This window comes from Streptomyces apricus, from assembly GCF_008369065.1.
Lineage (GTDB): Bacteria > Actinomycetota > Actinomycetes > Streptomycetales > Streptomycetaceae > Streptomyces > Streptomyces apricus.
Genome location: NZ_VDFC01000046.1, coordinates 371778 through 388834, shown reverse-complemented (window position 1 = coordinate 388834; position 17057 = coordinate 371778). Strand labels below are relative to the sequence as shown.

At 72.0% G+C, this 17057-nt stretch carries 16 protein-coding genes and 2 pseudogenes; 9 read left to right on the top strand and 9 right to left on the bottom strand.

Annotation, left to right across the window (positions count from 1 at the left end; translation table 11 throughout):
• Positions 1–41 precede the first annotated feature (41 nt).
• Positions 42–611: a SigE family RNA polymerase sigma factor gene (locus tag FGF04_RS21835; protein WP_149512996.1), complete on the bottom strand. Its 570-nt coding sequence runs from the start codon at positions 609–611 to the stop codon at positions 42–44.
• 114 nt (positions 612–725) lie between these two features.
• Between FGF04_RS21835 and FGF04_RS21830 the strand changes: the two are divergent.
• From FGF04_RS21830 to FGF04_RS21805, 5 genes and pseudogenes are all read left to right on the top strand, one after another.
• Positions 726–2001, top strand: a pseudogene (locus FGF04_RS21830) (solute carrier family 23 protein); the annotation flags it as partial.
• A gap of 274 nt (positions 2002–2275) precedes the next feature.
• A complete protein-coding gene (locus FGF04_RS21820; protein WP_149512995.1) occupies positions 2276–3001 on the top strand; it encodes a DsbA family oxidoreductase in 726 nt (241 codons plus the stop codon).
• 102 nt (positions 3002–3103) lie between these two features.
• Complete coding sequence (locus tag FGF04_RS21815) at positions 3104–4153, top strand: aminotransferase class V-fold PLP-dependent enzyme (RefSeq protein WP_149512994.1); 1050 nt, start codon at positions 3104–3106, stop codon at positions 4151–4153.
• 54 nt (positions 4154–4207) lie between these two features.
• On the top strand, positions 4208–4834 hold the full coding sequence (locus tag FGF04_RS21810) for an RNA polymerase sigma factor (protein WP_149512993.1): 627 nt from the start codon (positions 4208–4210) through the stop codon (positions 4832–4834).
• Positions 4835–4859: 25 nt separating this feature from the next.
• Positions 4860–5888, top strand: a complete 1029-nt coding sequence (locus FGF04_RS21805) for a maleylpyruvate isomerase family mycothiol-dependent enzyme (protein WP_149512992.1) — start codon at positions 4860–4862, stop codon at positions 5886–5888.
• Here the strand turns inward: FGF04_RS21805 and FGF04_RS21800 are convergent, their stop codons facing one another.
• A complete protein-coding gene (locus tag FGF04_RS21800) occupies positions 5889–6422 on the bottom strand; it encodes a MarR family winged helix-turn-helix transcriptional regulator (protein ID WP_149512991.1) in 534 nt (177 codons plus the stop codon).
• A 136-nt stretch (positions 6423–6558) separates the two neighbouring features.
• On the opposite strand from FGF04_RS21800, the gene FGF04_RS21795 reads away from it, so the two are divergent.
• Entirely contained in the window at positions 6559–7620 is a 1062-nt protein-coding gene (locus FGF04_RS21795) for an alkene reductase (protein ID WP_149512990.1), read from the top strand.
• Between the two features lie 66 nt (positions 7621–7686).
• Here FGF04_RS21795 and thpD read toward each other — a convergent pair whose 3' ends face one another.
• The 6 genes from thpD to FGF04_RS21765 form a co-directional block, all read right to left on the bottom strand.
• Positions 7687–8574 (bottom strand): ectoine hydroxylase, encoded by an 888-nt coding sequence (gene thpD / locus FGF04_RS21790; RefSeq protein WP_149512989.1) that lies wholly within the window; start codon positions 8572–8574, stop codon positions 7687–7689.
• Positions 8575–8577: 3 nt separating this feature from the next.
• The gene (locus FGF04_RS21785; RefSeq protein ID WP_149512988.1) at positions 8578–8982 is read right to left on the bottom strand and encodes an ectoine synthase; all 405 of its coding nucleotides are present in this window, start codon (positions 8980–8982) and stop codon (positions 8578–8580) included.
• 47 nt (positions 8983–9029) lie between these two features.
• On the bottom strand, positions 9030–10301 hold the full coding sequence (gene ectB / locus FGF04_RS21780; RefSeq protein WP_149512987.1) for a diaminobutyrate--2-oxoglutarate transaminase: 1272 nt from the start codon (positions 10299–10301) through the stop codon (positions 9030–9032).
• A 44-nt stretch (positions 10302–10345) separates the two neighbouring features.
• A complete protein-coding gene (gene ectA, locus FGF04_RS21775) occupies positions 10346–10885 on the bottom strand; it encodes a diaminobutyrate acetyltransferase (protein ID WP_149512986.1) in 540 nt (179 codons plus the stop codon).
• A 319-nt stretch (positions 10886–11204) separates the two neighbouring features.
• Positions 11205–11813, bottom strand: a complete 609-nt coding sequence (locus FGF04_RS21770; RefSeq protein ID WP_149512985.1) for a DUF1349 domain-containing protein — start codon at positions 11811–11813, stop codon at positions 11205–11207.
• 227 nt (positions 11814–12040) lie between these two features.
• Positions 12041–13570 (bottom strand): aldehyde dehydrogenase (NADP(+)), encoded by a 1530-nt coding sequence (locus FGF04_RS21765; protein WP_149512984.1) that lies wholly within the window; start codon positions 13568–13570, stop codon positions 12041–12043.
• Positions 13571–13701: 131 nt separating this feature from the next.
• Here FGF04_RS21765 and FGF04_RS21760 point away from each other — a divergent pair, with 131 nt between their 5' ends.
• The 3 genes from FGF04_RS21760 to FGF04_RS21750 all read left to right on the top strand — a co-directional run bounded on the left by FGF04_RS21760 (position 13702) and on the right by FGF04_RS21750 (position 16557).
• Positions 13702–14475, top strand: coding sequence for an IclR family transcriptional regulator (locus FGF04_RS21760; protein ID WP_107017715.1), 774 nt, complete (start codon positions 13702–13704; stop codon positions 14473–14475).
• 1 nt (position 14476) lies between these two features.
• Positions 14477–14959, top strand: coding sequence for a GNAT family N-acetyltransferase (locus tag FGF04_RS21755; protein WP_149512983.1), 483 nt, complete (start codon positions 14477–14479; stop codon positions 14957–14959).
• A 149-nt stretch (positions 14960–15108) separates the two neighbouring features.
• Positions 15109–16557, top strand: a complete 1449-nt coding sequence (locus FGF04_RS21750) for a peptidoglycan D,D-transpeptidase FtsI family protein (RefSeq protein WP_149512982.1) — start codon at positions 15109–15111, stop codon at positions 16555–16557.
• A gap of 116 nt (positions 16558–16673) precedes the next feature.
• Here the strand turns inward: FGF04_RS21750 and FGF04_RS21745 are convergent.
• Positions 16674–17057 (bottom strand): annotated as a pseudogene (locus tag FGF04_RS21745) (NCS2 family permease); the annotation flags it as partial.

The window sequence follows — 17057 nt, the reverse complement described above, 5'->3', positions numbered from 1 at the left end:
CTCCCGCAGCGCGGCGCGCAGTTCGTCGTCGCGCACGCCCCTCACCGCGCCCTCCCCGCGACCCCGCCGGCCCGCAGCGCCGCCGCGTGCACATGCCGCGGGGCCGCCTCCCGGGGCCCCAGCAGCCGCTGGAGCTCCGCCATGCCCCTGGACGTCTGGCTCTTCACCGTGCCCACCGAGACACCCAGGGCCAGCGCGGTCTCCTTCTCCGAGAGGTCGAAGGAGTGGCGCAGCACCACGCACGCCCGCTTGCGGAACGGCAGCCTGCGCAGGGCCTCCCGGACGTCGACCATGCCGGGCACGTCGGGATTCTCCGCCCGGTCCTCGCGCTGCGACCAGAACAGCGTGATCCGTCTGCGCTCGCGCACCGCGCTGCGGATCCGGCTGCGGGCCATGTTGGCGACCACCCCGCGCGCGTACGCCACCGGGTGGTCCGCCGTCCGTACCCGGTCCCAGCGGTGCCACAGCGCGAGCAGGGCGTCCGCCGCGAGGTCGTCGGCCGCGTCCGGCTCACCCGTCAGCAGGTGGGCCAGGCGCGCCAGTTCGGCGTGGTGCCGCTCGAAGAAGGCATGGAACTCCGCGGAGGCGGCGGCGTCGTCGACAGGGCCCACGGGCGACCTCTCCCTCATTCCGTAACACGATGAAAACCTGAAACAGGTTCGACGCGGGAACAATCCAGCCAGCATCCGGCCCACCCGGCACGCAGGCATCGAGGAGCGTCCGCCATGTCCCGAACACAGCAGGTGGAAGACCGGCAGGGCGCCGGCCGGCCCCCGTCGAACGGTGTCGACCGGTTCTTCAGGATCTCGGAGCGGGGATCCACCCTAGGCCGGGAAGTGCGGGGCGGCTTCGCCACGTTCTTCACGATGGCCTACATCCTTGTCCTGAACCCCCTCATCCTCAGCGGCGCCGAGGACAAGTTCGGGCAGCGGCTCGACGGCTCGCAACTCGCCACCGCCACCGCGCTGGTGGCCGCGGTGGCGACGATCGTCATGGGCGTCGGCGGCAACCTGCCGCTCGCGCTCGCCGCCGGTCTCGGCCTCAACGCCGTCGTCGCCTTCCAGATCGCCCCGCTGATGAGCTGGGACGACGCGATGGGCCTCATCGTCCTGGAGGGCCTGCTGATCTGCGTCCTGGTGGTGACGGGGCTGCGCGAGGCCGTCATGCACGCGATACCGCAGCCGCTGAAGCAGGCGATCAGCGTCGGCATCGGGCTGTTCATCGCGTTCATCGGCTTCGTCGACGCCGGCTTCGTCAGCCGGACACCGGACGCCGCCGGCACCACCGTGCCGGTGCAGCTGGGCGCCACGGGCACGCTGACCGGCTGGCCGGTCCTGGTGTTCTGCCTCGGGGTGCTGCTCACCGTCGGGCTGCTCGCGCGCAGGGTCAGGGGCGCGATCCTCATCAGCATCGTGACCATGACGGCCGTCGCGATCCTGATCGACGAACTCGCGGACGTCGAGAGCTGGGGACTGACCACGCCCCGGGTGCCCGACGACGTGGTGTCCTCGCCCGACTTCGGGCTGCTCGGCGACTTCAGCCTGTTCGGCGCGTTCGGTCAGGTCGGTGTGATCACCGTCGTGCTGCTGGTCTTCACGCTGATCCTGTCGGACTTCTTCGACACCATGGGCACCGTCGTCGGCATCAGCGCGGAGGCGGGGCTGCTGGACGAGGAGGGCAGGGTGCCGAACCTCGGCCGCGTCCTGCTCATCGACGGGGCCGCGGCGGCGGCCGGCGGGGTGGCGTCCGCGTCGTCGGCCACCGTACGTGTACGAGGCGTCCGCGGCGGCGCCGGTCGCCACGACCCTGCGGACCCCTCCGGGGGTGGATGCGGCGGGTGTGGTGGCTCGGGCGCTCGCTTCCGACCCGTCCCTGCCGCTGGCCGCGGGCGGGGGGTCGCTGGCGTCGTCGATGATCCGGGTGAACCATTACGGGGTGGCGGCGGACGAGGCGGTCGTGGAGCGCTGCCTCACCGCGCTGCGCGCGGCCCTGACGACGGCCTGAGCCGTCACCGGCCCACCGGCCTGAGGACCGATGTCACCTGCGGGCCGGTGGGGGCTTGTCGCGCAGTTCCCCGCGCCCCTGAAAGACGGGGCTGCGCCCCGGTCTTTCACCTGCCGCAGCGCGAGGGACCCCGCGAGCGGCCCGCGCCCCTTCAGGGGCGCGGGGAACTGCGCGACAAGCCCCCACCGGGCCCGCAGGGAATGAACCGTCGGACCTTGAATGTTCATGTATCAGCGAAGCTGGTCCGTGAGAAAAGGGAAGGTCGGAGAACATGCGCGTCGAGATCTGGAGCGACATCGCCTGCCCGTGGTGCTACGTGGGCAAGGCCCGCTTCGAGAGGGCCCTGGAGACCTTCCCCCACCGCGACGGCGTCGAGGTGGTGCACCGCTCCTTCGAGCTCGACCCCGGCCGCGCCAAGGACGACATCCAGCCCGTCATCCCGATGCTCACCAAGAAGTACGGCATGAGCGAGGCACAGGCGCAGGCCGGCGAGGAGAACCTCGGCGCCCAGGCCGCCGCCGAGGGCCTGGACTACCGCACCCACGACCGCGACCACGGCAACACCTTCGACATGCACCGCCTGCTGCACCTCGCCAAGGAGCGCGGCCGCCAGGACGAGCTGATCCAGACCTTCTACCGGGCGAACTTCGCCGAGGAGCGGTCCGTCTTCGGCGACGACGAGCGCCTCGTCGAGCTGGCGGTCTCCGCCGGACTGGCCGAGGACGAGGTCCGCAAGGTGCTGGCCGACCCGTCGGCGTACGCCGACGCCGTCCGCGCCGACGAGCGCGAGGCCGCCGAGCTCGGCGCGAACGGCGTGCCGTTCTTCGTGCTGGACCGCAAGTACGGCGTCTCCGGCGCCCAGCCCGCCGAGGTCTTCACCCAGGCCCTGGAGCAGGCGTGGGCGAGCCACTCCCCGCTGAAGCTGGTCCAGCCGGCCGGTCAGGACGGCGCGGAGGCGTGCGGCCCCGACGGCTGCGCGGTGCCCCACCGGCACTGACCCGTGCCGGCCGGCGCCGACCTGCACGTATAAGCGTTCCTACGCGGAACCACGTAAAAGAACGCAATGGACGGGGAGTTCCGTGGGCTCCACAGTGGTGCCATGGAGACCTTCGAGAGCCTCGTCCGTGCCGAGTTCACCCCGAAGAACACCTATCTGAACACCGCCAGCACCGGCCTGCTGCCGGTGCGCGCGGTGGCCGCCATGCGGGCCGGCATCGAGTCCGTGGCGGCCGGCCGCCCGCAGGACATGTTCGCCGACGTGGAGGCGGCCCGCGCCGCCTTCGCCCGGCTCCTGCACGTCCCCGGCAACCGGGTCGCGGCCGGGGCCTCGGTCGCGACCTACACCGCGCTGATCGCCGCCTCGCTGCCCGCGGGCGCCGAGGTCCTCACCGCCGAGGCCGACTTCTCGTCCACGGTGAACCCCTTCCACATGCGCCGCGACCTCAAGGTGCGCGCGGTGCCGCTGGAACGGATCGCCGAGTCGGTGCGCCCCGGCACCGCGCTCGTCGCGGTGAGCGCGGCGCAGTCCGCGGACGGCCGGATCGCCGACCTGCCGGCGCTGCGCGAGGCCGCGCGCGAACACGGCGCCCGTACGTACATCGACGCATCCCAGGCCGCCGGCTGGCTGCCGGTCGACGCGGACGCGTACGACTACGTCTCCTCCGTCGCCTTCAAGTGGCTCGTCTGCCCGCGCGGCGTGGCCTTCCTGGTCGTCCCGCAGGACCTCGGTGGGCTCGACCCGCTCTTCGCGGGCTGGGTCGCGGGCGAGGACCCCTGGGACAGCTGCTACGGGCCGGTCCAGGAACTCGCCCGCTCCGCGCGGCGGTTCGACGAGAGCCCCGCCCTCTTCTCGTACGCCGGTGCCCGCCACTCCCTCGAACTCCTCGACGAGCTGGGGGCGGACGCGATCCGGGCCCACGACCTCGCCCTCGCCGACCGCTTCCGCGCCGGCCTCGCCGGGCTGGGCCGGGAGCCGGTCGACGCGCCGGGCTCGGCCATCGTCTCCGTGCCGGGGCTGGGCCACCGGCAGCCGGAGCTGAGCCGGGCGGGGATCGAGGTCTCCGACCGCGCGGGGCACCTGCGGGCCGCCTTCCACCTGTACAACACGGCCGCCGACGTCGACCGCCTGCTGGACGTCCTGTCCGGTTGACGGCGCGGCCCACTGGCGCACGGCCCGCGGGGACGCTAGGAAGGGCACCACGAGGTGGTGGTGCCGGTGGAGCCAACTCTCCACACACCCGAACGGCCGTCCCCGGACGCGGAGTTGCACCGGAGGCTGGTGTACGGCGACGAGAGCGCGCTGGCCGAGGCGTACGCGTCGTACGGCGGTCTGGTGCGGCGTGTGGCGGGGCGGGTCACGCGCAGCGCGGCGGCCGCCGAGGACGTGGCGCAGGAGGTCTTCGCCCAGCTGTGGAGCCGGCCCTACGCGTTCGACCCGGACCGCGGTTCGCTGCGCACATGGCTGTCCCTGCTCGCGCACCGGCGGGCGGTCGACTGGGTGCGCAGCGAGGCCCGGCACCGCAAGGACACCCGTACGGACGACTCGGCGCTGCACGCCATCCCGGACGCCGGACCCGGGCCCGACGAGGCGGTCGTCGACCGCGAACGCGCGCTGCTGCTGCACTCCGCGCTCGCCGAACTCCCCCGGCCCCAGCGGGAGGTGGTCCACCTCGCCTACTTCGCGGGCCGCACCTACCGGCAGGCCGCCGTCGAGCTGGGCATCCCGGAGGGCACCGCCAAGACCCGGCTGCGGTCGGCGCTGCGCAAGCTGGCCGCTTCGCTGGCGGACTCGGCGGGCCCGACGGACCCCGCCTGGGAGAGGGGCGCATGATGGCGACAGGGGAAGGAGGCCGCCGGTGAGCGACGACCACGAGGGCGTGCCCGAGCTGCTGGCCGCCTGGGCCTTCGGCGCGCTGCAGCCCGCGGACGAGAAGGCGGTGCCGCTGCACCTGGCCGGGTGCGAGAGCTGCGCCGCGGAGGCGGAGCGGCTGCGCGAGACGGTACGGCTGCTGGACGGGCCACCGGGACCGCCGGACCCGGCGGTCCCGGGCAACGGCGCGGACGGGGTGGTCGCCGCCGCCCTGCGGGCGCGGCCCGCCCTGCCGCCGGTGGCCGCGCACGCCGCCCCGTACGCGGCCGCGGTCGGCGCCCTCACGGCGCTGCTGCGCGAGGTGGACGGGCCCGGACCGTGGGGCACGCCCGTCGTGCACGACTGGGACGTGCGGGACACGGTCGGCCATCTGATCGCCGCCGACGAGGAGCTGGCGCGGCTGCTGGGGGTGCGGACGCACGTGCCGCCGTCGCGGATCGCACCGGGGACGCGGTGGCAGGAGGCGTGGGAGACCCGCACCGCCGACGTGATCGCGTACGAGAGGACACGGTCCCCCGCGCAGACGGTGGCCGCCTGGTCCGCGCAGTCCGCCGGGCTGCTGGCCACGCCGGAGGCCCGGGAGCCCGAACTGGCCGCGCACGCCACGCGGTTGATGGGCGTACGGCTGCCCGTCGCCGACCACTTCCTGGGGCGCGCCTTCGAGACCTGGATCCACACCGACGACATCGGCCGGGCGCTCGGCCTGCGCGTGCCCGCGCCGCCCGACGCGCACCTGGGCCGGATGGTCCGGCTGGCCGTCCGGATGCTCGGGCAGGCGCTGGGCCCGGCGGCCCCGCCGGTGCTGTTCGCCGTGACGGGCGCCGGGGACGACTCCCGGTGGGTGCTGGGCTCGGAGGACGAGCCGGTCAGGGGCGAACTCGCGCTGCGGGCGGTCGACTTCTGCCTGCTGGKGGGCGGCCGGCACACGCCCGCCTCGGTGCCCCGGGGCATCGTGGGCGACGAGGACGCCGTGCGGAACGTGCTGGCGCGCGCGGCGGACCTGGCCTGGCTGTAGTCAGTCCCGGGCGGGCACCGCGCAGTCGGCCGTCCCCGTGCACAGGTTCGTCTCGACGCGGGCGAGGAGCGCGGCGAGCTGGGTGCGCTCGGCGGGGCTCAGCCCGGCGAGGGTGTGCTCCTCCAGGCCGGTCCAGGCGTGCGCGACCTCGTCGTGCAGGCCGCGGTTGCCCTCGGCCGCCTCGACGAGGACCGCGCGGCCGTCCCGCGGGTCGGGGCGGCGGCGGACGTGCCCCGCCTGCTCCAGGCGCTGGAGCATCTTGGTGACCGTCGACGGATCGAGCTCCAGGGCCTTGATCAGGTCGGACTGGCGCAGCGGGCCCCTGTCCCACAGGAGCATCATCACGAGCTCCTGGCCGGGGTAGATCCCGGCGCCGCGCAGCAGCTTGGCCGCGGCGGCGCGGTGCAGCCGGGCGACCCGGGAGATGGCGTGGCTGACGGGGCCGCCGCGGGCCGCGGAGGGCAGGGACTCGGTACAGGCGGGGTCGTCCTGTGCGGCCCCGGCATCGGCCCCGGCCTCGTGGATGGCGCTCATCTCGGCTCCCGGTCAGCGCGCGTGCTCGTTTCGGCCAAGCTTGCCACGGAGACTTATTTGGTCGGCCAAGGAATGCATTACGGTGATGCCCTGTTCAGATGATTGGCCGACCAATGTTTTCTTCCGAGGAGCCCTTGTGACCACCGCCCACGACCCGATCGACCTGTCCGGCACCCCGCTCGCCAACCGCATCGTCATGGCACCGATGACCCGCAGCCGGGCCGGCGAGGGCGGCGCGCCGACCGCTCTGACCGCCGAGTACTACGCCCAGCGGGCCTCCGCGGGCCTCATCGTCACCGAGGGCGTCCAGCCGTCCGCGGTCGGCCAGGGCTACCCGGACACCCCGGGCCTGCACAGCGCGGAGCAGATCGCGGCCTGGCGCAAGGTGACCGACGCGGTGCACGCCGCGGGCGGCCGGATCTTCGCGCAGCTCATGCACACGGGCCGGATCGGGCACCCCGGCCTGCTGCCCGACGGGCTCGTCAACGTGGGCGCGTCCCCGGTGGCGGCGAAGGGGCAGGTCTACACCCACGAGGGCCCGCTGGACTTCGTCACCCCGCACGAGCTCACCGGCGACGAGGTGCGCGCCACCGTCGGGGAGTTCGCGTCGGCCGCGCGCGGCGCGATCGAGGCGGGCTTCGACGGTGTGGAGCTGCACGGCGCCAACGGCTACCTGATCCACCAGTTCCTCGCGCCCGGCTCCAACCACCGCACCGACGAGTGGGGCGGCTCCGTGGAGAACCGCATCCGCTTCGCGGTCGAGACCGTCAAGGCCGTCGCCGCCGAGATCGGCCCCGAGCGCACCGGGATCCGCCTCTCCCCCGGCAACCCGTTCAACGACATCGACGAGCCCGAGCCGGAGCCCGCGTACACCGCGCTGGTGGACGCGCTGGAACCGCTGGGCCTGGCCTACCTGCACATCGCCGAGGTGGGCGGGATCCGCGAGCTGACGCTCGCGCTGCGCAAGCGGTTCAGCGGCACGTTCGTCCTGAACCCGGCGACCGAGGGGCCGACCGGGCCGGAGTCCCTGGCGCTCGTCGAGGACGGCACCGCCGACCTCGTCGCCTTCGGGGCGCTCTTCCTGGCCAACCCCGACCTGCCCGCCCGGCTGCGGGCCGGCGGCCCGTTCAACACACCCGACCCGGCGACGTTCTACGGCGGCGACGCGAAGGGCTACACGGACTACCCGGCGCTGTGACGGAGCCGTCCCGGTGCCCGGCGCGTACGGGCCGGACACCGGGACGCTCCCCGCGCGTACGGGCACTCACCCCACCGGGGTGAAGTCCCTGGCCCCGATGAACTCCGGTCGGCGCACCGGGGCCGCGAACGGCTCCACGGCCGCGTTCTCCACGCTGTTGAACACGATGAAGACGTTCGAGCGCGGGAACGGCGTGATGTTGTCGCCCGAACCGTGCATGCAGTTGCAGTCGAACCAGGTCGCCGAGCCGGCCCGGCCGGTGAAGAGCTTGATGCCGTGCTCGGAGGCGAACCGGGTGAGCGCCTCGTCGGAGGGCGTGCCCGCGTCCTGCATCTGCAGCGACTTCTTGTAGTTGTCCTTGGGGGTCGCGCCGGAGCAGCCGAGGAACGTCCGGTGCGATCCCGGCATGATCATGAGGCCGCCGTTGGTGTCGTAGTTCTCGGTCAGCGCGATCGAGACGGACACCGTCCGCATGTTCGGCAGGCCGTCCTCGGCGTGCCAGGTCTCGAAGTCCGAGTGCCAGTAGAAGCCGCTCGCGCCGAAGCCGGGCTTGACGTTGATCCGCGACTGATGCACGTACACGTCGGAGCCGAGGATCTGGCGGGCGCGGCCCACCACGCGCTCGTCGCGCACGAGCCGGGCGAAGACCTCGCTGGTGCGGTGGACCTCGAAGACCGAGCGGATCTCCTGCGACGCCGGCTCGACGATCGAGCGCTCGTCGGCGCGGACCGCCGGGTCGGTGACCATCCGCTCCAGCTCGGCCCGGTACTCGGCGACCTCGTCGTCCTCGATGAGCCGGTCGACGGTGAGGAAGCCGTCCCGCTCGTACGACCGGAGGCCGTCGGCCGGGATCGGCCCCGGGGCACCGGGCTCGCTCCACACGACCGGGTCCTGCCGGGGCACGGACACCTCCGTGGCGCCGCGGCTCGGGTACAGATCGGTGACGGTCGTCATCGTTCAGACCTCCTCGGGCTCGGTCAGCAGGGGGTAGACGCCGTTCTCGTCGTGGTCCTCCCGTCCGGTCACCGGCGGGTTGAAGACGCAGATGCAGCGGAAGTCCTCCTTGACCCGCAGCCGGTGCCTCTCGTGTCCGTCGAGGAGGTACATGGTCCCCGGCGTGATCGTGTACTTCTCGCCGGTCTCGTCGTCGGTGAGCTCCGCCTCGCCCTCGACGCAGACGACGGCCTCGATGTGGTTCGCGTACCACATCGGGGTCTCCGTGCCCGCGTACAGGATCGTCTCGTGCACGGAGAAGCCGACCTTCTCCTTGGCGAGGACGATGCGCTTGCTCTCCCAGGTGCCCGACGCGGACTTCACGTGCCGGTCGGTGCCTTCGATCTCCTTGAACGAACGGACTATCACGGTGCTACGGAGCCTCCTTCAGGCTGGTGTACAGGGGATTTCGGGGGTCAGGCCGTCTCGCGCACGGCCCGGGCGAGGATGCGCAGGCCCTCGTCCAGTTCGTCGGGGGTGACGGTGAGCGCCGGGAGGAGCTTGACGACCTCGCTCTCCGGGCCCGACGTCTCGATCAGCAGGCCGAGTTCGAAGGCCCGGTGGGCCACCCGGCCGGCCCGCTCCTTGTCGTGGAACTCCATGCCCCAGACCAGGCCGCGGCCGCGGTACTCCTTGACGTCGGCGAGGTTCTCCTCGGTGACGGAGATCAGCGCCTGCTCGACCTGCTCGCCGCGGGCGCGGGTCTGCTTCTCCATGGCGGAGCCGTCGGACCAGTACGTCTCCAGGGCGGCGGCGGCCGTCACGAAGGCGGGGTTGTTGCCGCGGAAGGTGCCGTTGTGCTCGCCCGGCTCCCAGATGTCCAGCTCGGGCTTGAACAGGCACAGCGACATGGGCAGTCCGTAGCCGCTGATCGACTTGGAGACGGTCACGATGTCGGGCACGATGCCGGCCTCCTCGAAGGAGAAGAAGGCGCCCGTGCGGCCGCAGCCCATCTGGATGTCGTCGACGATCAGCAGCATGTCCTGGCGTTCGCACAGCTCGGCCAGCGCGCGCAGCCACTCGACGCGGGCGACGTTGATGCCGCCCTCGCCCTGCACCGTCTCGACGATCACCGCGGCGGGCTTGTTGAGGCCGGAGCCCTGGTCCCCCAGGAGCCGCTCGAACCAGAGGAAGTCCGGCACCTGCCCGTCGAAGTAGTTGTCGAAGGGCATCGGCGTGCCGTGCACCAGCGGGATGCCGGCGCCCGCCCGCTTGAAGGCGTTGCCGGTCACCGCGAGCGAGCCGAGCGACATGCCGTGGAAGGCGTTGGTGAAGGAGACGATCGCCTCGCGGCCCTTGACCTTGCGGGCCAGCTTCAGCGCGGACTCCACGGCGTTGGTCCCCGTCGGGCCGGGGAACATGACCTTGTACGGCAGGTCGCGCGGCCGCAGGATCATGTTCTGGAACGACTCCAGGAAGCCGCGCTTCGCGGTCGTCGACATGTCGAGGCCGTGGGTGACGCCGTCGCGCTCCAGGTAGTCGATCAGCGCCCGTTTCAGTACCGGGTTGTTGTGTCCGTAGTTGAGTGATCCGGCGCCGGCGAAGAAGTCGAGGTACGCGTGGCCGTCCTCGTCGTACATGCGGCTGCCCTGGGCGCGGTCGAAGACGGTGGGCCAGCTGCGGCAGTAGCTGCGCACCTCCGACTCCAGGGTCTCGAAGACGCTCAGGTCGGGCTGGGTGATGGTCAAGGCGGTGCTCCTCAGGGCGTGGCGGCTGGGCGGCGAGGCGGTGTTCAGAACGACAGGGGACCGATGCGGTACAGCACTTCGGGGTCGTGCGGGCCGTCGGGGAAGTGCCCGGTGTCGAAGAGGACCTCACGCTCGACGTCCGCGCCGTGGCGGGCGGCGTACGAGGTGAACAGCCGCTCGGACGCGGTGTTGCCCGGGGAGATCGTGGTCTCCAGCGAGGTCAGCTCGTGCCGTTCGGCTGTGCGACGGGTGAGTCCGTCCAGGAGGGCCGCGGCGAGACCGCGTCCGCGCTGCGCCGCGTCGACGGCCACCTGCCACACCAGGAGCGTGTGCGGGCGCTCGGGCCGGATGTACCCGGTGACGAAGGCGACCGGTTCGCCGTCGGCCGTACGCGCCACCGCGGAGGTGCCGGCGAAGTCACGGCACCACAGCAGGTAGCTGTAGGAGGAGTTCAGGTCGAGGGTCCGGGAGTCCTTGGCGATGCGCCAGAGAGCGGCCCCGTCCGTGATGTGCGGACGGTCGATCCGAAGCCCTTCCGGCATTTCCAGGAATTCCGCTTGCAGGTCTGCTTGTGCGGCGGTCATGTCGCTTGAATTTACCCAGCAAAAAGCAAAATTGCATCGCCGGAGAGGGTTACACAAGCGAACGGCTTGTGTTATCACGCGGGCGCACGCCGCGCGTGGGCTTGATTGAAACCGCTACTTTATCAGGAAAATACCGGACGAAACGACTCGCTTGTGTAGTGCGCCACAAGGACGAAACCACGACGAGATCCGTCTGAATTACATGAGCAACGTTCACAGAACTGCAGTGTTTAGGATTCTGGAAATCGGGCAGAAGCTGATGGGAAACTACAATGGATAAAAGCCGGATCAGGCCTGCCTGTGAAAGCAGGCCTGGAATTCAGCGACCGTCCCGCAGATCCGCCGGCCATTCCGGACGGAACGCGATGTGGTCGTACGTGACCACGCAGCCCTCGCCCATCGGCGACTGGGTCATGAAGCCGACCAGCGCGGCGCCGGTCTCCTTCTCGTCGGCCAGCGTGAAGAGGCGCACGAAGGTCCAGCGCGCGCCGTCCTTCGAGGCGTGGAAGGCGAAGGCGCGGCCGGTGCGGCTGAGCCGCAGCCAGACGGAGCTGCCGTCGACGGTGAAGGAGTTGGCGTCGTCGGAGTGGCCGCGGGTGACGACCGTGCAGACGGTGGGCACGTCCGGGGAGTTCTCCAGGCAGAGCTTGGCCCAGGCCCGCTCGCCCACGTGCGCGTAGAGGACGCCCGCGTCGAAGGCCCCGGCGAAGCCGACCGTGACGCGCGCGATGAGCTGGAAGTCCCCTTCGGGCGCCCCGAGCAGCCGCGGCGCGTCGGAGGCGGGGTCGAGCCCTTCGTCGGTGGGCGGCACGAACCGGTCCTGCCGGGCCCCCGCCCACCCGGTCAGCACCCCGTCCTCGTAGGACCAGTGCCCGTCGGGCCCGTAGGAACGCAGGGAGAAGGGAAGCTCAGGTATGTCCAGATCCATACCCCGAGTCTGTCAGCTCCCAGGCCCAGTCAGGGGCGCCCCTCGTTAGGGGCGCGGGGAACGGCGCAGTCTTGTGCTTTTAGGGGCGCGGGGAACGGCGCGGTCCTTCAGGGGCGCGGGGAACGGCGCAATCTTTTAGGGGCGCGGGGAACTGCGCGAGCAACCACGACGGACCCGCGGCCGACACACGACCACAGGCCCGTCCCTCCACAGCTACAAGCGGAGCGCTACCGCTCCAGACGCCCGTCGTACCGCCGAGGCACCCCCAGCGGGTTGTCGTCCCGCAGCTCCGGCGGCAGCAGCGCCTCCGGCGCGCCCTGGTACGCGACCGGCCGCAGCCACCGCTCGATCGCCGTCCCGCCCACGGACGTCGACGTCGACGTGGTGGCCGGGTAGGGCCCGCCGTGGTGCTGGGCCGGCGCCACGGCGACCCCGGTCGGCCATCCGTTCACGAGCACGCGCCCCGCGAGCGGCGTCAGCTCGGCGAGGATCTCCGCGCCGCGCCCCTCGCCCGCGGCCTCCTCCTCGGACAGGTGGACCGTCGCGGTGAGGTTGCCGGGCAGCCGCGCGAGCACCGCGTTCGCCTCGGTCTGGTCCTCGTAGCGCGCGACCACGGTCACCGGTCCGAAGCACTCCTCAAGGAGCAGGTCGTACTCGCTCTCGGCGGCCAGCCGCCGCGCCGGGACCGTCAGGAAGCCGGGGCTCACCGTGTGCTCGCCGCCCGAGCCGGGCGTCACGGGCGCGTCCACGTCGGGCAGTTCGGTCCGCTCGGCGACCCCGGCGACGAAGTTGTCGCGCATCCGGTGGTCGAGCAGGACGCCCGCGTCGGTGTCGCTCACCGCGTCCGTCAGGGACTTCAGCAGGCGGTCGCCCGCCGCGCCGGCCGGCGCCAGCACCAGGCCGGGCTTCACGCAGAACTGGCCGACGCCCAGCGTCATGGAGCCCGCGAGCCCCGTGCCGATCGCCTCGGCGCGCTCGGCGGCCGCGGCCTCGGTGACGACGACCGGGTTCAGCGAGCCCAGCTCGCCGTGGAAGGGGATCGGCACGGGCCGCGCCGCCGCCGCGTCGAAGAGGGCGCGTCCGCCGCGTACCGAACCGGTGAATCCGGCGGCGGCGACCAGCGGGTGCTTTACCAGCTCGACGCCTGCCTCGAAGCCGTGGACCAGGCCCAGCACGCCGTCCGGGATGTCGTGCCGGGCGGCGGCCCGGCGCAGGACGGAGGCGACCAGCTCCGACAGGCCGGGGTGGTCGGGGTGGGCCTTGACGACGACCGGGCAGCCCGCGGCGAGCGCGCTGGCGGTGTCGCCGCCGGCGACCGAGAAGGCGAAGGGGAAGTTCGAGGCCGAGTAGACGGCGACGACGCCCAGCGGCACCTTGTAGCGGCGCAGGTCCGGGATCGGCGGCGTCGCGGTGTCGTCGGGGTGGTTGATCACGACGCCGAGGAACTCGCCCTCGTCCACGATGTCCGCGAAGGCCCGCAACTGGTAGCAGGTGCGGGCGAGTTCACCGGTGAGCCGGACCGGGCCGAGCGCGGTCTCCGCGTCGGCCGCCTCCACCAGGTGCTCCCTGGACCCTTCGAGCAGGTCGGCCGCGGTGCGCAGGAAGGCCGCCCGGACCGTGCGGTCGGCGAGCGCCCCCCGGGCGGCGTGCGCGGCGCGGACGGCCTCGTCCACCTCCTGGGCCGTGGCCTCCACCGCAACCTGCTCGCGCTGCTTCCCGGTTCGGGGGTCGACACTCCAGACTGGTGCTGCTGCCACCGCGGGTCCCTCCAGATGTAATGCCGCAGTACGTGTGCCACTCACCAGGGGCGTTCGATATGCTGAACGCTGTCTCTGATGGTGAATATGCTGTCGAGACTATTTCCCGGCGAACTAGGGGGTCAAGGCCGATGTCGGCAGGCGAGACGGGCGGCGGGGCGCAGGTCAAGTCCGCGGTACGGACGGTTGAACTGCTCGAATACTTCGCCGGGCGCCCCGGGATGCACTCCCTGGCCGCCGTGCAGGAGGCCGTCGGCTACCCCAAGTCCAGCCTCTACATGCTACTGCGCACGCTCGTGGAGCTCGGCTGGGTCGAGACCGACGCGACGGGCACGCGCTACGGCATCGGCGTACGGGCGCTGCTCGTCGGTACGTCGTACATCGACGGCGACGAGGTCGTCGCCGCGGCCCGGCCGACCCTCGACCGGCTCTCCGACGACACCACGGAGACGATCCACCTCGCCCGCCTCGACGGCACGAACGTCGTCTACCTCGCGACCCGCCAGTCGCAGCACTACCTGCGCCCCTTCACCCGCGTGGGGCGCCGGCTGCCGGCCCACTCCACGTCCCTCGGCAAGGCGCTCCTCGCCACCCACACGGACGAGCAGGTGCGCAAACTGCTGCCCGAGACGCTGCCCGCGCTGACCGAGCACACGATCACCGACCGGGAGAAGCTCATCGAGGAGCTGCACCTGGTGCGGGAGCAGGGGTTCGCGGTGGACCGCGAGGAGAACACGCTGGGGCTGCGCTGCTTCGGCGTGGCGATCCCCTACCGGACGCCCGCGCGGGACGCCATCAGCTGCTCGGTGCCGGTGGCGCGGCTGACGCCCGCGCACGAGCAGATGGTGAAGGACGCGCTGTTCGACGCGCGGGACCGGCTGACGCTCGCCACCCGGAGGCTCTGACGTGGAACCCGTTCCCGACGTCGCGCTCCGTCCGGTCCACGACAGCGACCTGCCGGTGTTCTTCCGGCAGATGAACGACCCCGAGTCCCTGCGCATGGCCGCGTTCACAGCCGCGGACCCCACCGACCGGGACGCCTTCGACGCCCACTGGAAGCGGATCCTCGCGTCGTCCGCCGTGAACCGGACGATCCTCGTCGACGGGGACGTCGTCGGCAGCGCGGCGGTGTACGGCCCGCCCGGCGAGCGCGAGGTCACGTACTGGGTCGACCGGGCGTACTGGGGGCGGGGGATCGCCACGGCCGCGCTGCGGGCGCTGCTCGCCGCCGTGCCCGAGCGGCCGCTGTACGCGCGGGCTGCGGCGGACAACGCGGGGTCGCTGCGGGTCCTGGAGAAGTGCGGGTTCGTCGCGACGGCGCGGGACAGGGGGTTCGCGAACGCGCGGGGGGCCGAGATCGACGAGGTCGTGCTGTCCCTGCGAGCCTGAGTGGCAGGGGTTCGTCGTTCTCCGCCGGTGCGCTGTGGCTGAGCGCGCAGTTCCCCGCGCCCCTTACGGGGCCCGTGCTTCATGAACGGGGCATGAGAAAAGCGGGCGAAGGGAACCTTCGGTCTTCTCCCGCTCGTCTTCAGGGCGGGATGAACAAAACGATCAGGCGCGCCTCCGTCTTCACCCTGCTGCTCGTGCTCGCCCTGCTGGTCAGGGCGACGTGGGTGCAGTTCTACGAGGGCCGGGCGCTCGCAGAGGACAAGGACAACCGGCGGAACGCGATCGAGCAGTACGCGTACCCGCTCGGGAACATCATCGTGGGCGGGGACGCGGTCACCGGCTCCGCCCGGACGACCGGCGGCGACCTCGCGTACAAGCGCACGTACACCGACGGCCGTCTGTACGCGGCCGTCACGGGCTTCAGTTCGCAGGTGTACGGCGCCACGCAGCTGGAAGGGATCTACCAGCAGCTGCTCGACGGCACCGACAACCGGCTGAAGAACCCCCTCGACACGGTCACCGGCAAGCGCTCCGACCCCGGTGACGTGGTCACCACCATCGACCCGGACGTGCAGAAGGCGGCCTACGAGGCGCTCGGCGACAAGAAGGGCGCGGCCGTCGCGATCGACCCGGGGACGGGCCGGATCCTGGGCGTCGTGTCCACCCCGTCGTACGACCCGTCGAAGATCAGCACCAGCGACTCCGAGGTCTGGGACGGGCTGACGAAGGACCCCGACAAGCCGATGACGAACCGCGCGCTGCGCCAGCCGCTGCCGCCGGGGTCGACGTTCAAGCTGGTCGTCGCGGCGGCCGCGCTGGAGGACGGGCTGTACTCCTCGGTGGACGAGCGGACCGACAGCGAGAACCCGTACACGCTGCCGGGCACCACGACCGTCCTGGCGAACGAGAGCAGGTCCGCGCCCTGTGCGGACGCCTCGATCCGGGTCGCGCTCCAGTACTCGTGCAACAACGTCTTCGCGAAGATGGCCGTCGACCTGGGGCAGGACAAGGTGAAGGCGATGGCCGAGAAGTTCGGCTTCAACGACACCTCGCAGGACGTGCCCGTGCGGGCGTACACCAGCGTGTACCCGTCGGACATGGACCGGTCGTCCACGGCGCTGACCGGCATCGGGCAGTTCGACGTGACCGCGACGCCGTTGCAGATGGCCATGGTGTCGGCGGCCCTCGCCAACGGCGGGAAGCTCGTCACGCCGCACATGGTGGCGCGGATCAGCGACGCGAACGGCGACGTGCTGGAGGACTACGACGACGCGGCGGAGAGCCGCGAGATCGTCAGCTCGTCCACGGCCGAGCAACTGCGGTCGGCGATGCAGACGGTCGTCGAGGAGGGCACGGGGACGAACGCGCGGATCGCCGGGGCGACCGTGGGCGGCAAGACCGGTACGGCGCAGCACGGCGAGAACAACAGCAAGACGCCGTACGCGTGGTTCACGTCGTACGCGAAGTCCGACTCCTCGGACAAGGAGGTCGCGGTGGCGGTGCTGGTGGAGCAGTCCGACGCGGCGCGCTCCGAGGTGAGCGGGAACGGGCTGGCCGCGCCGGTGGCCGCCGCCATGATGCGGGCCGCGCTCGGCTGAGGGCGCGCCCTCCACCGGCCCGCACCGGTCCGCMCCGGCCGCGAGCGGCTGCCGGCCGGTGGGGGTTGCTCGCGCCGTTCCCCGCGCCCCTTGCGGGGCGCGCGCCCCGGCCGGGGTCAGACTCCCAGGAGTTGTTCCAGGGGGTCGATGGCGAAGTAGAGCAGGAACAGGGCCGCCGTGGCCCACAGGAGCCAGTGGATCTCCTTCGCGCGGCCCAGCACCGTCTTGATGGTGACGTAGGCCAGGAACCCGGCCCCGATGCCGTTCGTGATCGAGTACGTGAACGGCATCACCGCGATCGTCAGGAACGCCGGGACGGCGACCTCGTACCGGTCCCAGTCGATGTTCTTGACCTGCGTCATCATCAGGAACCCGACCGCGACGAGCGCCGGCGCCGCCGCCTGCATCGGCACGATGGTCAGCAGCGGCGTGAGGAAGAGCGCACAGGTGAACAGCCCGCCCGTGACCAGGTTCGCGAACCCGGTGCGGGCCCCCTCCCC

Bases quoted from the DNA above. Each gene is read 5' to 3' on its own strand.
- ectA (WP_149512986.1), bottom strand. From the start codon at position 10,885: ATGACCGCCGCACAAGCAGACCTGCAAGCGGAATTCCTGGAAATGCCG.
- FGF04_RS21820 (WP_149512995.1), top strand. From the start codon at position 2,276: ATGCGCGTCGAGATCTGGAGCGACATCGCCTGCCCGTGGTGCTACGTG.
- FGF04_RS21750 (WP_149512982.1), top strand. From the start codon at position 15,109: ATGAACAAAACGATCAGGCGCGCCTCCGTCTTCACCCTGCTGCTCGTG.
- FGF04_RS21815 (WP_149512994.1), top strand. From the start codon at position 3,104: ATGGAGACCTTCGAGAGCCTCGTCCGTGCCGAGTTCACCCCGAAGAAC.
- FGF04_RS21770 (WP_149512985.1), bottom strand. From the start codon at position 11,813: ATGGATCTGGACATACCTGAGCTTCCCTTCTCCCTGCGTTCCTACGGG.
- FGF04_RS21800 (WP_149512991.1), bottom strand. From the start codon at position 6,422: ATGAGCGCCATCCACGAGGCCGGGGCCGATGCCGGGGCCGCACAGGAC.
- thpD (WP_149512989.1), bottom strand. From the start codon at position 8,574: ATGACGACCGTCACCGATCTGTACCCGAGCCGCGGCGCCACGGAGGTG.
- FGF04_RS21760 (WP_107017715.1), top strand. From the start codon at position 13,702: ATGTCGGCAGGCGAGACGGGCGGCGGGGCGCAGGTCAAGTCCGCGGTA.